Annotated in this window: 15 protein-coding genes; 10 read left to right on the top strand and 5 right to left on the bottom strand. The window is 73.7% G+C overall.

Annotated features, from left to right (window positions below):
* Positions 1–4: 4 nt before the first annotated feature.
* The 10 genes from ACIQMJ_RS29550 (at position 5) to ACIQMJ_RS29595 (ending at position 7492) form a co-directional block, all read left to right on the top strand.
* The gene (locus tag ACIQMJ_RS29550; protein ID WP_499764263.1) at positions 5–541 is read left to right on the top strand and encodes an SMI1/KNR4 family protein; all 537 of its coding nucleotides are present in this window, start codon (positions 5–7) and stop codon (positions 539–541) included.
* Between the two features lie 80 nt (positions 542–621).
* A complete protein-coding gene (locus ACIQMJ_RS29555) occupies positions 622–1707 on the top strand; it encodes a collagen-binding domain-containing protein (RefSeq protein WP_499764264.1) in 1086 nt (361 codons plus the stop codon).
* Positions 1708–1789: 82 nt separating this feature from the next.
* A complete protein-coding gene (locus ACIQMJ_RS29560) occupies positions 1790–2377 on the top strand; it encodes a type II toxin-antitoxin system antitoxin SocA domain-containing protein (RefSeq protein ID WP_499764265.1) in 588 nt (195 codons plus the stop codon).
* Positions 2377–2952 (top strand): Fic/DOC family protein, encoded by a 576-nt coding sequence (locus tag ACIQMJ_RS29565; RefSeq protein ID WP_499764266.1) that lies wholly within the window; start codon positions 2377–2379, stop codon positions 2950–2952. The genes ACIQMJ_RS29560 and ACIQMJ_RS29565 overlap by 1 nt, the downstream gene beginning before the upstream one ends.
* 16 nt (positions 2953–2968) lie before the next feature.
* Positions 2969–3313 carry an SRPBCC family protein gene (locus ACIQMJ_RS29570; RefSeq protein WP_499764267.1) on the top strand — a complete coding sequence of 115 codons (345 nt, stop codon included), beginning with the start codon at positions 2969–2971 and terminating at the stop codon, positions 3311–3313.
* Between the two features lie 59 nt (positions 3314–3372).
* Positions 3373–3894, top strand: a complete 522-nt coding sequence (locus ACIQMJ_RS29575) for an RNA polymerase sigma factor (RefSeq protein WP_499764268.1) — start codon at positions 3373–3375, stop codon at positions 3892–3894.
* A complete protein-coding gene (locus ACIQMJ_RS29580; RefSeq protein WP_499764269.1) occupies positions 3891–4661 on the top strand; it encodes a zf-HC2 domain-containing protein in 771 nt (256 codons plus the stop codon). The genes ACIQMJ_RS29575 and ACIQMJ_RS29580 overlap by 4 nt, the downstream gene beginning before the upstream one ends.
* A gap of 14 nt (positions 4662–4675) precedes the next feature.
* Positions 4676–5470 carry an ABC transporter ATP-binding protein gene (locus tag ACIQMJ_RS29585; RefSeq protein WP_499764270.1) on the top strand — a complete coding sequence of 265 codons (795 nt, stop codon included), beginning with the start codon at positions 4676–4678 and terminating at the stop codon, positions 5468–5470.
* Positions 5467–6801, top strand: a complete 1335-nt coding sequence (locus ACIQMJ_RS29590) for a hypothetical protein (protein ID WP_499764271.1) — start codon at positions 5467–5469, stop codon at positions 6799–6801. Before ACIQMJ_RS29585 ends, ACIQMJ_RS29590 begins: the two co-directional genes overlap by 4 nt.
* 121 nt (positions 6802–6922) lie before the next feature.
* Complete coding sequence (locus ACIQMJ_RS29595; RefSeq protein WP_499764272.1) at positions 6923–7492, top strand: hypothetical protein; 570 nt, start codon at positions 6923–6925, stop codon at positions 7490–7492.
* Here ACIQMJ_RS29595 and ACIQMJ_RS29600 read toward each other — a convergent pair.
* From ACIQMJ_RS29600 to ACIQMJ_RS29620, 5 genes are all read right to left on the bottom strand, one after another.
* Positions 7489–8355, bottom strand: a complete 867-nt coding sequence (locus tag ACIQMJ_RS29600; protein ID WP_499764273.1) for an aldehyde dehydrogenase family protein — start codon at positions 8353–8355, stop codon at positions 7489–7491. The genes ACIQMJ_RS29595 and ACIQMJ_RS29600 overlap by 4 nt on opposite strands.
* Positions 8348–9781: an aldehyde dehydrogenase family protein gene (locus ACIQMJ_RS29605; protein ID WP_499764375.1), complete on the bottom strand. Its 1434-nt coding sequence runs from the start codon at positions 9779–9781 to the stop codon at positions 8348–8350. The genes ACIQMJ_RS29600 and ACIQMJ_RS29605 overlap by 8 nt, the downstream gene beginning before the upstream one ends.
* Complete coding sequence (gene deoC / locus ACIQMJ_RS29610) at positions 9778–10749, bottom strand: deoxyribose-phosphate aldolase (protein ID WP_499764274.1); 972 nt, start codon at positions 10747–10749, stop codon at positions 9778–9780. The genes ACIQMJ_RS29605 and deoC overlap by 4 nt, the downstream gene beginning before the upstream one ends.
* A 280-nt stretch (positions 10750–11029) precedes the next feature.
* Entirely contained in the window at positions 11030–13210 is a 2181-nt protein-coding gene (locus ACIQMJ_RS29615; protein ID WP_499764275.1) for a bifunctional polysaccharide deacetylase/glycosyltransferase family 2 protein, read from the bottom strand.
* Positions 13210–13593, bottom strand: a complete 384-nt coding sequence (locus ACIQMJ_RS29620; RefSeq protein WP_499764276.1) for a hypothetical protein — start codon at positions 13591–13593, stop codon at positions 13210–13212. The genes ACIQMJ_RS29615 and ACIQMJ_RS29620 overlap by 1 nt, the downstream gene beginning before the upstream one ends.
* Positions 13594–13653: the final 60 nt, after the last annotated feature.

Genomic DNA, 13653 nt, shown 5'->3' on the forward strand with positions numbered 1-13653 from the left:
GATTGTGGCGTGGCTCGAGGACCACGCCCCCTCGACCGGATCGGCGTTCGTGCCCCCCGAGGACAGCGCCGCGGTCGAGGCGCTGGCGGTTGCCACCGGACTGGAGCCGCCCGCCGAGCTGCGCGCGTGGTGGGCCGTGTGCGGCGGGACGGCCGACTTGGCGTTCGCCGAGGTGCTGCCGCCGTTCTACACGCCGCTCGGGCCGTCCGACGCGCTGCGGTCGTGGCGGTTGAAGGAGCGGTTCTGGCCCGCGGACCTGGCCACCGAGGCGGGCACGCCCACGAGGGGCTTCCACCCGTTGTGGCTGCCGATCGCGTTCGACGGGTGCGGTGACGCGCTGGCGGTGGACCTGCGGCCCGGCGTGCTGTCGGGGTGCGTGGTCGAGTGGGACCGCGAGGCGGGCGAGATGCTCAAGCCGGAGTGGACCAGCCTGGACGAGATGCTGGACCAGGTCGCCACGGCCCTGGAGCACCGCAGCCGGCTCGGCCACTGCGAGCCGTTGGTGACGACCGACGGCCGGTTGGGCTGGTGCACGAACTAGCGTCCTGAGCGTTGAACTCGGGTGTCCTGAACGCAGGACACGCGCGTTCTGAACGTGGGACTCGCGGGGTGATCACTCGCGTGGGTGAAAAGTGCGGGCGTCGGCGCGCTGAAGTCCGCCTCGTCGTCGGCGGTGCGATCGACTTCGCGGGCAGCACGGGCACGCTCAGCGTGCTCAACAACTCCTACGCCAAGATCGGCGACCTGAGCGGGTCCGACGTCCTCCCGTCCGGTGGCGTGACGTGGGTCGTGCCCGTCGGCGCCGCCCCGGGCAGCACGCCCGGCGTCTCGATCCAGACCGCGCAGACCGCCGAGTCCGTCGCCGGGCCGAGCGGCTTCGACTTCGCGTCGTTGTTCACCACCTACCGGTCGCTCAACGCGGAGATGGCCGGCTGCCCGTCGACCGTGGCGCTGACCGACCAGAACGGGCAGGGCCCGTGGAACGGCACCGACCCGAACGCGACGATCGGGCTCCAGCCGGGGCAGAACGTGCTGACCCTCACCGCCGCCCAGATGAGCGCGCTGGACAACATCAACCCGCGCAACGGCTACCCGCAGCCGAGCGACGAGGCGTGGTTGGTCATCAACGTCGACGTGACCGGTGACTACACCTGGGAGGTGCCGAACGTGAGCCGGCAGGGCAACGAGCCCTCGCAGCACGTGCTGTGGAACTTCACCACCTCGGGCACGATCGCGCTGCCGGAGGACTCGCCCACCGTGTGGGGCACGATCTACGCGCCGAACGCGACCCTGGTGGACCTGAGCCCGGTCAACATCGAGGGCGCGGTGGTGGTCGAGTCGCTCGTGCACGGCGGTGAGGCGAGCGGCAGCGGCGGCGAGATCCACTACGCGCCCTTCGACAACATCGTCACCTGCAACGCCACCACCACCACCACCACAACCACAACCACAACCACCACGACCGAACCGACCACTACGACCACCACCGGCCCGACCACCACCACCGTCGAGCCCACCACCACTACCCAACCCGCCACCGGCCCGACCGGAGGGACCACGAGCCACCCGGCGGCCGTGCGGCCGGATGATGACGAGCTGGCCGGGACCGGGGCTTCGATCCGCGACACCCTGGTCCTCGCCGGCGTCCTGCTCCTCTCCGGCGCGACCGCCCTGGCCCTGGCCCGGCTGCGCGACCGCCGTCCCTGACCCGGCTGCCGGACCCCGACCACCGGCCCGCGATCTCCGGTAGACTGGGAAGTCGCAGCTCAGAGCACTCGCGGGAGGTGGCATGGCGGACGTCCACGACGTGGCCGCGGCCCTGCTCGACGCCACCGGGCCCGAGTCGCCGATGAAGCTGCAGAAGCTCCTCTACTACGCCCAGGCGTGGCACCTGGCCGAGCACGGCGAACCGCTGTTCGACGCCCGCATCGAGGCGTGGCAGCGAGGTCCCGTGGTGCCCGAGGTCTACTACCGCCACCAGGGCCGGTCCGAGGTCGCCGCCTGGGACGAGGGCGATCCGGACCGCCTCACCGGGCCCGAACGCGCGGTCGTCGCGTCGGTGGTCGAGCGGTACGGCCACTTCACCCGCCACCAGTTGAGCGACATGGCGCACGACGAGGAGCCGTGGCGCGCGGCGCGGGGCGACCTGCCCGAGTCGGCGCCCAGCAGCGCGCCCCTCTCGCACGAGGTGATGGCCCGCTACTTCCGCAGGCTGACCAGCGGCGGCGAGGAAGCGATCGCGGAGGCCGTGGGCAGCGCCCGGCTGGAGGGCCTGGCCGTGCCGGACGACGTGGTGGCCACCATGCGCGCCGTCGCGGCGGGTGAGCTGACCGTGGACGAGGCCATCGCCCGGGAGATCGAGGCGCTGCGCCGGTAGTGGACGAAGACCCCTACCTGGACCCCGCGTCCGGGGTGCTGCGCAACAACCTGGGCCTGACCGACCCGCGGGAGTGCGACTTCGCGGAGACGCGGCTGAGCACGATGCGCGTCGAGCAGCTGGCCCTGTCCCCGCTGCCGGGCCTGTACGACCTGGCGCACCTGTGCGCCTTCCACCGCCGCATCTTCGGCGACTTCTACCCGTGGGCGGGCGAGGTCCGGCGGGTCAACATCGGCAAGACCGCGCTGTTCGCCGCGTGGCAGCAGGTCGAGCCCTACGCGGCCGGCGTGTTCGACGGCCTGAAGCGGGAGCGCTACCTGCGCGACCTGCCGCGCGAGGCGTTCCTGGACCGCTTCACGCACTACTTCGCCGAGGTCAACGCCGTGCACCCGTTCCGCGAGGGCAACGGTCGCGCGCAGCGGGCGTTCTTCCGCCAGTTGGCGCGGGAGGCGGGGTGGCGGGTCGCCGTGCACACGCTGGACCGCGTCGCGTTCATCGCCGCGTGCGAGCAGAGCCTCACCCGATCGAACGACCCGCTGCGCGACCTGTTCGCCACCGTCTTGAGCCCGGCCTGACCGGGTACCCGTGGCCATGACCAGCTACGAGCACCGGGCGCCGGTCGAGATGGCCGCGCGGGAGCTGTTCGAGTTCCTGGCGCGCCCGGGAAGCCTGCCCCAGCACCTGCCCGGACTGTCCGGCTCGACCCCGGACGTCGACCACGACCGCCGGCGCGTGTCGTGGGCGGAAGGCCGCTACCGGGGTGAGCTGACCGTCGTCGACGACGGCGCGGGCCGCAGCCAGGTGGCGCTCGCCGTCGAGACCGACGATCCCGGCGACGTCCAGCGAGAGCTGGAGGAAGCGCTCGCCGCCGTGGTGCACCGGGCCACCGCCGAAGCCGACGTGGACGCCGCCGCCCACGACGACACCTGGTACTGATGTGACCCGGATCACCCTCCGGTGAGAACCTTTTCCGCCCGCGGACCGTCTTGCCGGGTGTGAACGAGGAGCAGCTGGTCCGCGCGGTGGCCCGCGGCGACCGCGCGGCCTTCGAGGAGCTCTACCGCCGCACGTCGCCGTGGCTGGCCGTGCGCCTGCGCCGCCGGTGCGCCGACGAGCAGGTCGTCGCCGAGGTCATGCAGGAGACGTACCTGGCGGTGTGGCGGGCGGCGGGGTCGTTCGCGGGCGCGGCCGTCGACGGCACGGCCGTCGGGTGGCTGTGGACCATCGCGGCGCGGCGGCTGGTGGACGCGTTCCGCCGGCGCGCGCACGACGCCCGGCCGCTGCCCGCGGTCGAGGCCGCGCCCGCCGCCGAGGACGAGGTGCTGGCGGGCGCGTTCAGCGACGACGTCGGCGGCGCGCTGCGCGACCTGGCCCCGGAGCTGCGGCAGGTGTTGCAGGCGATGGTGCTGGACGGGCTGACCGTGCGGGAGACCGCCGTGCTGCTCGGCGTGCCCGAGGGCACCGTGAAGACCCGCGCCCGGCGGGCCCGGATCGCGATGCGGGAGGCACTGTCATGAGCGAGCACCCGACGGCCGACTCGATCGCCCGGTACGCGTCGGGCGACGACCTGCCTGCCGACGTGCTGTGGGCGGTCGAAGCGCACCTGGAGACGTGCGAGATGTGCCGGCTGCGGCTGGCCGACGCGGCTCCGCCCCAGGTCACAGCGTTGACGGCGGCCGTGTGGGCGGGGTTGGAGCCGACCGGGACGCCCGCTCGCCGACGGCGCGCGCTCGCGCGGTGGGCGACGCCGTCGTTCCTGCCGTGGCTGGCGATGACGGCGTTCGTGGTGCTGCTCGCCCTGGGGGTGGACGGGCTGCTGTCCGACCGCTCGACGTCGTCGGCGGTGCTGCTGGTCGCGCCCGTCGTGCCCGTCCTGGGTGTGGCCGCGGCCTGGTCGCGCGGCATGGACCCGGCTCATGAGCTGGTGGTGTCCACCGCGCGGGCCGGGCTGCAACTCGTCCTGCGCCGCACACTCGCGGTGCTGGTGGTGGTGCTGCCGGGGTTGCTGCTCGGCGGCGGGCTGACCGGCGCGTCGCCCGCCTACTGGCTGCTGCCGTGCCTGGCCGTCACGTCGGTGACGCTGGCGCTGGGTGGCGTGATTGGGGTGCGCCGGGCCGCCGTCGTCGCCGCCGCCTGCTGGGCGGTGCTGGTGGTCGGCCCTGCGGTGGTCCTCGGCGGTGTGCCCGGTGTGCTCGCGCCGGGCGCGGCGCCGGTCTGGGCGGCGGTGCTCGTCGGGGGCGCCGCCGCCGTGGTCTTCAGGTCCGCGGCTTACGCGCGCCTGTGATGGAGGGGAATCCGATGGCACGTGCGGTGAGCGCGGCGGAGGTCGCGCCGACGGGGTACGCCTGGCAGGTGGAGGCGGGGGGCCTGCGCGTGCGCGCGGGTCGGACGATGGCGGTGGACGGGCTGGACCTGCGGCTCGGCACCGGGGTGCACGGGCTGCTCGGCCCGAACGGCGCGGGCAAGACCACGCTGATCCGGTCGCTGGCGACCGTGCTGCGGCCCGCGTCCGGGACGTTGGCGGTGCTGGGTTCGCCGATGTCCGGGCGGCTGGACCTGCGCCGGGTGCGGCGGTCGCTGGGCTACCTGCCGCAGGACTTCGGCTACTACAAGCGGTTCACGGTGCGCGAGTTCGTCGAGTACGTGGCGTGGCTCAAGGAGATGCCCAAGCGGGACGTGCCCGGCGCGGTGCAGCGGGCCGTGGAACGGGTCGGGCTGGCCGACCGCGCCGACTCGCGGATGAAGTCGCTGTCGGGCGGCATGGTGCGGCGGGCGGGCATCGCGCAGGCGATCGTCAACGACCCCGAGCTGCTGCTGCTCGACGAGCCCACCGCCGGGCTGGACCCCGGTCAGCGGGTCCGGTTCCGGGAGCTGCTGGTCCAGCTGGGCGTGGACACGTGCGTGGTCGTGTCCACGCACCTGGTCGAGGACGTCGCGACGGCGTGCTCGGACGTGGTGCTGATCAACAAGGGCAGGCTGGTGTTCCAGGGCACGCCCGACGAGCTGGCCGCCGCGGGCGGTCCGGACGACGTCGGCGACAGCCCGCTGGAGCGCGGCTACTCGGCCCTGCTCGGTGGGGCTGGTGAGTGGTGAGGGTCTTCCGGATCGAGCTCAGGCGCACGGCGGCGCTGGTCGTGGGCGTGCTGACGGTGCTGGTCGTGGTGGGGATGCTGAGCTGGGGCCCGTCGACGAAGGACAGCACGGCGTGGACCCGGCAGTGGACGACGATGGCCGAGTGGATCAGGTTCATGCTCATGATCGCCTGGCCGGTGGCGCTGGGCGGCGGCGCGTTGCAGGGCCTGCGCGACCGGCGGTCCGGGGTGGAGGAGCTGTTCGGCTCCACGCCGCGGCCCCGGGCCCAGCGGGCGGGGGTGACGGTCGGCGCGCTGGCGGCGGCGCTGGCCGGGGCGTACGCGGTGGTGCTCGTGGTCGGCGGGGTGCAGGTCGTGGCGTCGACGGACTACTTCCACCTCGGCTGGGTGCCGGCCACGCTGGTCGGCGTGGTCGCCCTGGCGGGCGGCGGGGTGCTGGGCATGGGGCTGGGCAGGCTCGTGCCGTCACCGCTGACGCCGCCGCTGCTGGCCGCGGGCGGGTTGGCGCTGCTGACGCTCGGGCTGGGGCCCACCGGAGCCGACCTCTCCCGCTGGGTGCTGCTGCTGCCGTCCCTGCCGATGCCGGTGACCGTCTACGCGTCGGTGCGGGCGTCGGTGAGCGTGGCGCAGCTCGTGTGGTTCGTCGGCGTGGCGGCGACCGGGTTCCTGCTGGTGGCGTTGCGGCGGCGGTGGCTGGGGCTGCTGCCCGTGCTGGTGGCCGGCGCGGTCGCGCTGCCGCTGATGCCGGCCACGGCGGTGACGCCCGACGACGCGGCGGCGGAGCTGGTGTGCGCGGAGCGGTTGTGCCTGACGCGGGCGCACGAGCACGAGCGGGCGGCGTTGGCCGGGCCGGCGCGGGAGGCGTTGCGGCTGCTGGCGAAGCTGCCGGCACCGCCGACGTCGGTCCGCGAGGTGGCCGTGGCGGTGCGGGGCCTGCCGGAGCGCGGCCCGGAGTCGACCGAGGCGGTGTGGGTGAACCTCGACGACTTCACCTACTTCCGGCGGAACGCCCCGACCGCCGAGCAGCTGACGGCGTACCTCGTCGCCGGCGCGGGCACCCGGACGTGCTACGGCGACCGCATCCCGCGCGAGGTGAGCCGCGAGGTGGCGGCGCGCACGGTGATGACGGCGTGGCTGACCGGTCGCGTGGAACCGCTGCCCACGTTCCGCCTGTGGTTGGGCGAGGAGATCGACGCCCTGACCGCGCAGGGGTGGGAACGGCTGCGGGCGCTGCCGGAGGACGTCCAGGCGGCCCGGGTCCAGGCGGCGCGCGAGGTGCAGGCCGGGTGCACGGGCGACGCGCTGACCACCCTCACCGGGGGCACGACGTGACGCCCGAGCCGCGCTTCGCAGAGGTCCCCGCCAGGGGTCCCCTGATTTCACATTACCGCCGGGGTCTGACAATTCCGCCGCTCCGCCGGTGGTCGACCGCGAAGCCGCCGGGAGGCACGACGTGACGCGGTGGCTGCTCCTGCACACCCGGGCACGCCGGGTGCCGGCGTCGGCGGGGGCGGTGGTGGTCGGGGTGGCGGCGCTGGCCGCGCTCGCCCAGCCCGACGGCAGCCCGCAGCTCGCCGCGTTCGGCGCGGCCCTCGGGGTGGCCGCCGTCGCCACCGGCCTCGGCGGGCACGACCTGGCGCTCGACCGCACCGCCGCGTTCGGCTGGCCGCCCCGCCGGGCCGCGCACCTGCTGCTCGGCGGCGCGGTCGTCGCCGCGCTGCTGCTCGCCGTCGACCTGGTCGGCGGCCCGATCGCCCCGGACGCCTTCGTGCTGCGCGACGTCCTCGGACTGGGCGGCTTGGCCGCGCTCGGCGCGGTGCTCCTCGGCGCCCGCGCCGCCTGGGCGCTGCCGATCGGCTGGAGCGGCGTCACGCTGGTCGTCCCGCCCGGCGACGACCACTGGCTCAGCCGCCTGCTGACGTGGCCGGTCCAGCCCACCGGCACCACCTCGGCCACGACCACCGCGGTCGTGCTGGGCTGCGCCGGCCTGCTCGCCTACAGCTGGCTCGGCTGCCGCCGCTAGACCCCGATCGGGTGCCAGACCGTCTTCGTCTCCAGGAACGCCCGCAGCCGGGCCAGGTCCGGCTCGCGGGTGAAGTCCTCCGACGGACGGGCCCGCAGCACCCGCTTCACCGTCCCCGCCGCCGCGCGCTCCAGGTCGGCCCGCGTCGACTCCGGCGCACCCGTCAGGTCCAGCGCGTTCACGTCCGCGTGCGACGCCAGCCAGGGCGCGATCTCCGCCGTGCGCCCGGTGAGCACGTTCACCACGCCACCGGGCACGTCGGACGTCGCCAGCACCTCCGCCAGCGTCACCGCGGGCAGCGGCCGGTCCTGCGACGTCACGACCACCGCCGTGTTGCCGGTCGCGATCACCGGCGCCACCACGCTGATCAACCCCAGCAGCGACGACTGCTGCGGCGCGAGCACCGCCACCACACCCGTCGGCTCCGGCACGGAGAAGGAGAAGTACGGCCCCGCCACCGGGTTCGACGCGCCCAGCACCGTGGCCACCTTGTCGGTCCACCCCGCGTACCAGACCCACCGGTCGATCGCCGCGTCCACCAGCGACTGCGCCTTCTTCACCGCGACGCCCTCGCAGGCCGCCACCTCGGCGGTGAACTGCTCGCGCCGCCCCTCCAGCACCTCGGCCACCCGGAACAGCACCTGCCCCCGGTTGTACGCCGTGGCGCCCGACCAGCCGGGGAACGCCTTGCGCGCCGCCGCCACCGCGTCCCGGGCGTCCTTGCGGGACCCCTGCGCCGCGTTGGCCAGGAACGCGCCCTTGTGGTCGACCACCGGGTAGGACCGGCCCGACTCCGAGCGCGGGAACGCCCCGCCGATGTAGAGCTTGTACGTCTTCGCGACCGCGATCCGGTTCTCAGACATCGAGGTAGCCCTCCAGCCCGGTGCGACCGCCCTCGCGGCCGAAGCCAGACTCCTGGTAGCCGCCGAACGGGGCGGTCGGGTCGAAGCGGTTGAACGTGTTGGCCCACACCACACCGGCGCGCATCTTCTGCGCCGCCCACAGGATGCGGGACCCCTTCTCGGTCCAGACGCCGGCCGACAGCCCGTACGGCGTGTTGTTCGCCTTGGCCACGGCCTCGTCCGGCGTGCGGAACGTCAGCACCGACAGCACCGGCCCGAAGATCTCCTCGCGCGCGATCCGCATCGCCTGCGACACGTTGGAGAACACCGTCGGCGCGAAGTAGAAACCCTTGTCCGGCAACGGGCACGCGGACGTCCAGCGCTCCGCGCCCTCGGCGTCGCCCGACTCGACCAGTTCCTGGATCTTCGTCAGCTGCTCGCGCGAGTTGATCGCGCCGACGTCGGTGTTCTTGTCCAGCGGGTCGCCGACGCGCAGCGTGGACACGCGCACGTGCAGCTTCTCCAGCAGCTCCTCGGCCACCGACTCCTGCACCAGCAACCGCGAGCCCGCGCAGCACACGTGGCCCTGGTTGAAGAAGATGCCGTTGACGATGCCCTCGACGGCCTGGTCCAGCGGCGCGTCGTCGAACACGATGTTCGCGGCCTTGCCGCCCAGCTCCAGGCTCAGCTTGCGACCGGTGCCCGCCAGCTGCCGCTGGATGATCTTGCCGACCTCGGTGGACCCGGTGAACGCGACCTTGTCCACGTCCGGGTGCGCCACCACGGCCGCGCCGACGTCACCCGCACCGGGCAGGATGTTCACCACACCGGGCGGCAGGTCGGCCTGCTGGATGATCTCCGCCAGCACCAGCGCGGTCAGCGGCGTCGTCTCGGCGGGCTTGAGCACCACCGTGTTGCCGGTCGCCAGCGCGGGCGCGATCTTCCACGCCGCCATCAGCAGCGGGAAGTTCCACGGGATCACCTGGCCCGCCACGCCCAGCGGACGCGGATCCGGGCCGTGGCCCGCGTAGGCGAGCTTGTCCGCCCAGCCCGCGTGGTAGAAGAAGTGCGCGGCGGCCGTGGGCACGTCCACGTCCCGCGATTCCTTGATCGGCTTGCCGTTGTCCAACGACTCCAGCACCGCCAGCTCCCGCGACCGCTCCTGGATCAGGCGGGCGATGCGGAAGATGTACTTGGCGCGCTCGGAGCCGGGCATCCGGCCCCACACGCGCTCGTAGGCGCGGCGTGCCGCCTTCACCGCCTTGTCGACGTCGGCGGGCGCGGCCGTGGAGACCTCGGCCAGCACCTCCTCCGTGCCGGGGTTGACGGTCTTCAGCGGCTCACCGCCGCCCTCGACGAACTGGCCGTCGACGAACATCCGGTAGTTCGGCTTGAGGTTCGCGATGTCCCGTGATTCGGGCGCGGGCGCGTATTCCCACATGGTCAGTCCACCGTCACGTAATCGGGGCCGCTGTAGTGGCCGGCCAACTGGGTGCGCCGCTGCATCAGCAGGTCGTTGAGCAGCGTGGAGGCACCGAAGCGGAACAGGGTCGGGGTCAGCCACTCCGGTCCCGCGACCTCGTGCACCGCGACCAGGTACTTGATCGCGTCCTTGGTCGTGCGGATGCCACCGGCGGGCTTGACGCCCCTGAGCTCGCCCGTCTGGGTGTGCCAGTCGCGGACGGCCTGGAGCATCACGTGCGTGACGGGCAGCGTCGCGGCGGGGGAGACCTTGCCGGTGGACGTCTTGATGAAGTCGCCGCCCGCGAGCAGGCCGATCCAGGACGCGCGGCGCACGTTGTCGTAGGTGGCGAGCTCGCCGGTCTCCAGGATGACCTTGAGGTGCGCGTCCCCGCAGGCGTGCTTGATCTGCGCGATCTCGTCGAACACCTGGCCGTACCGGCCGGACAGGAACGCGCCCCGGTCGATCACCATGTCGATCTCGGTGGCGCCCGCGTCGACGGCGTAGGCGGTGTCCTCCAGCTTCACCTTCAGGCTCGACCGGCCGGACGGGAAGGCGGTCGCGACGCTGGCGACGCCGATGCCGGTGCCCTGCAACTCCCGCACGGCCGTCTCGACCATGTCCGGGTACACGCAGACGGCGGCGACCTGCGGCACGTCCGGGTTGTCCGGGTCGGGCCTGCGCGCCTTCGCCGCCAACGACCGCACCTTGCCGTGGGTGTCCGCGCCTTCCAGGGTGGTCAGGTCGACCATGGAGATGGCGGTGTCGATGGCCCACAGCTTGCTGGCCTTCTTGATGCTGCGGGTGCCCAGACCGGCCGCGCGCTGTTCGACGCCGACCTGGTCCACACCGGGCAGTCCGTGCAGGAACCGCCGCAGCGACGCGTCGTCGCGGACGGCGTCCGCGAGCGCCGGGGGCAGCTGCGCTGGCGGTGGAGTAGTCGGAGCAGCCATGTCGCCGAGTCTAGGCGGAATGGGACGGCCGTCCTAAGTGAGCGACTTCGGGCAGGTCAGCCCTACAACGGCCGGTGCTCGGCCGGGTGTTCCCGAGGGGCTGCGGGCGGGACGTCGGGGCCTCGGCGGTTGTCCACAGATCGGCGGCGACGGCCGCGCGCCGGCGTCCGCCTGATCCAGCCAGGCTGCACCGACCGCGGTCGAGCCGCCGATCCGTTGACGCCGGCGTTCCGATCCGCTGGACCACCGGCCGGGTCAAGCCCGGTCCGATAACGCCTGGTCAGCCCACGTGCAGGGGTTTGGTGATCTCGTCCTCGACGGCCCACCGGCGTCGGTCCAACGGCTTGGTCACCTCCGACGCCGGGGCCAGCTCGGGCGCGTGCTGCGCGGCCGTGCCGGTGCGCTTCAGCTTCTGCCACGGCAGCCGCGCCCCCGCCAGCGCCGTGATCACCGACTGGATCACGACCAGGTACATCAGCTGCCGGTACACGACCGGTTGCAGCGCCACGGCCCACAGCGGCCGCAGGCTCTCGCGGTCCAGGCGGAACGCGATGACGGCCGGCACGAGTTGCAGCACGAGGAACCCCAGCCACGCCGCCGCGCCGCGCACCGGGTCGGTGAACAGGCTGAGCAGCGCGAACACGTCGATCACCGGCGCCAGCACCGGCAGCACGACCTGGTACAGCGCCAGGTACGGCAGCCCGCGCCGACCCAGCCGCCCGCCGAGCCCGCGCTCCGCCACCGCGCCCCGGTGCTTCCACATCGCCTGCAACGTCCCGTAGCACCACCGGTAGCGCTGCCGCCACAGCTGGCCCAACGTCGACGGCGCCTCGGTCCACGCGCGGGCCGACTCGCGGTAGGTCACGGCCCACCCGGCGCGCTCCAGCGCCATCGTCAGGTCGGTGTCCTCGGCCAACGTGTCCTCCGGCACGCCGCCCACCTGCCGCAACGCGCTGAGCCGGAACCCGCCGACCGCCCCCGGCACCGTCGGCATGCACTCCATCACGTCGTACATCCGCCGGTCGAGGTTGAAGCCGATCACGTACTCGATGTGCTGCCACCGCCCGAGCAGCCCGCCCCGGTTGCCGACCTTCGCGTTGCCCGACACCGCGCCGACGTCCGGGTCGGCGAACGGCTCCACCAGCTCGGCCACGGTGTCCGGCTCCAGCACCGTGTCGCCGTCCACCATCACCACCAGCTCGGTCCGGCAGTGCCGCAGCCCGGTGTTCAGCGCCGCCGCCTTGCCCGCGTTCGCCTGCCGGATCAACGTCACCCCGGGCAGGTCCAACGCCAGCACGACCTCGCTGGTCCGGTCGGTGGAACCGTCGTCCACCACGATCACCCGCACGTCGGCGGTGCTCGCCAGGATCGTGCGCAGGGTCGCCTCGATGCCGGCTTCCTCGTTGTACGCGGGCACGAGCACCGTCACCGCCTGCCGGGGCAGCCGCCGCACGTGCCGGCCGACCTTGCGCGCCCGCCGCGCGTGGATGCCGGTCGTGCTCAACAACAACGCCGCCCGCAGCAACGCCAACACGCTCGACACCACGACCAGCCACGTCATCAACGCCGTCGTCGCCACCGCCGCGCGCACGGCCAGCGACACCGCCGTCCCCTCGGCCCGCTCCACGAAGTCGGCCGACCGGGTCGCCGGCACGCCCAGCGCCTCACTCGCCGTGCGGAACTTCCGCCCCTCGGCGCGCAGCCTGGGGATCGCCCGCTCCAACGCCGCCACGGTCTGCGAACGGTCGCCACCGCCGTCGTGCGCCAGCACGACCGCGCCGCGCTGGTCGGTCGGCATCGCGGCGACGATCGCGTCCACGCCCGGGTTGCGCCAGTCCTCCGTGTCGTGGGTGGACAGCAGCACCAGGTGCCCGGAGCCGACCACGCGCTCCACGGAGGCCAGGTCCTCGTCGTCCAGCGCGTCGGCGCTCGCCGAGTACGGCGGGCGCACGAGCGTGCTCACCCGACCGGTCGCGGCGGCCACCACGAGCTGCGTCTGACCCAGTTCCAGGGCGGTCCGCGCCTCACCGACCTTGCCCAGGTCGACGTGGGTGAACGTGTGCAGCCCGACCTCGTGCCCCTCGGCGGCCATCCGCTCGACCAGCTCCGGGTGCCGCGCCGCGGCGACGCCGGTGACGAAGAACGTCGCCTTGACGTCGTTGCGCCGCAACACGTCCAGCACCTGCGGCGTCCACCGCGGGTCCGGGCCGTCGTCGAACGTCAGCACCACCGTGCCGTCCGGCACCGCGCGGGACGTCAGCCCGGTGCCGTCCGTGCCGATCAGCGGCCCGCCCGCGCGCACGGCGGCGGGCACGTGGTCCGCCGGCCCGGCCGTCGGCGCCTCGCCCTGACCGACCCGCTGCACCACGAGCAGGTCGAGCAGCAGCAGGCCCAGCAGCACGACCAGGGACAACGCCAGCAGCAGCCAGTGAGCGCGCGGTGACGGCAGGTGTGCGCGCATCAGCCCCTGCCGGCGGACGTCGGCCGGTTCGAGGCGCCGGGCGGTGGTTCGGTGCGACGCCCCTGCGTCTTCGTCGTCGTCTCAGCGGTCGTCGTCGGTTCGGCGGCCGTCGTGGTCGGCACGTCCTCCGCGGTCGTCGTCGTGGTGGTGACGCGCGCCGGCGGTTCGGCGGTCGTGGGCGCGGCCGTGGTCGTGGCGACGACGACGGGCGGCGGCTCCTCCGCGGGCACGGGGAGCAGCGACGACCGGTTCACCGGGCCGCCCGCCAAGGCGACGGCGAGCAGCGTCAGGTAGGCGAGCACGCACACCACGGCCGTGCCGATGACGATGCGCAGGACCCACCGGCGGCGGCCGGACGGGTCGACGAACACGGGGCTGGACATTCGCGACTTCGCAGGGGGACGGGCGGCGGGGGACGCCGAAGGGTAACGCCCCCCGGTGCC

This window comes from Actinosynnema sp. NPDC091369, from assembly GCF_044757065.1.
Taxonomy (GTDB): domain Bacteria; phylum Actinomycetota; class Actinomycetes; order Mycobacteriales; family Pseudonocardiaceae; genus Actinosynnema.

Bases quoted from the DNA above. Each gene is read 5' to 3' on its own strand.
- ACIQMJ_RS29560 (WP_499764265.1), top strand. From the start codon at position 1,790: ATGGCGGACGTCCACGACGTGGCCGCGGCCCTGCTCGACGCCACCGGG.
- ACIQMJ_RS29570 (WP_499764267.1), top strand. From the start codon at position 2,969: ATGACCAGCTACGAGCACCGGGCGCCGGTCGAGATGGCCGCGCGGGAG.
- ACIQMJ_RS29580 (WP_499764269.1), top strand. From the start codon at position 3,891: ATGAGCGAGCACCCGACGGCCGACTCGATCGCCCGGTACGCGTCGGGC.
- ACIQMJ_RS29585 (WP_499764270.1), top strand. From the start codon at position 4,676: ATGGCACGTGCGGTGAGCGCGGCGGAGGTCGCGCCGACGGGGTACGCC.
- ACIQMJ_RS29600 (WP_499764273.1), bottom strand. From the start codon at position 8,355: ATGTCTGAGAACCGGATCGCGGTCGCGAAGACGTACAAGCTCTACATC.
- deoC (WP_499764274.1), bottom strand. From the start codon at position 10,749: ATGGCTGCTCCGACTACTCCACCGCCAGCGCAGCTGCCCCCGGCGCTC.
- ACIQMJ_RS29615 (WP_499764275.1), bottom strand. From the start codon at position 13,210: ATGCGCGCACACCTGCCGTCACCGCGCGCTCACTGGCTGCTGCTGGCG.
- ACIQMJ_RS29620 (WP_499764276.1), bottom strand. From the start codon at position 13,593: ATGTCCAGCCCCGTGTTCGTCGACCCGTCCGGCCGCCGCCGGTGGGTC.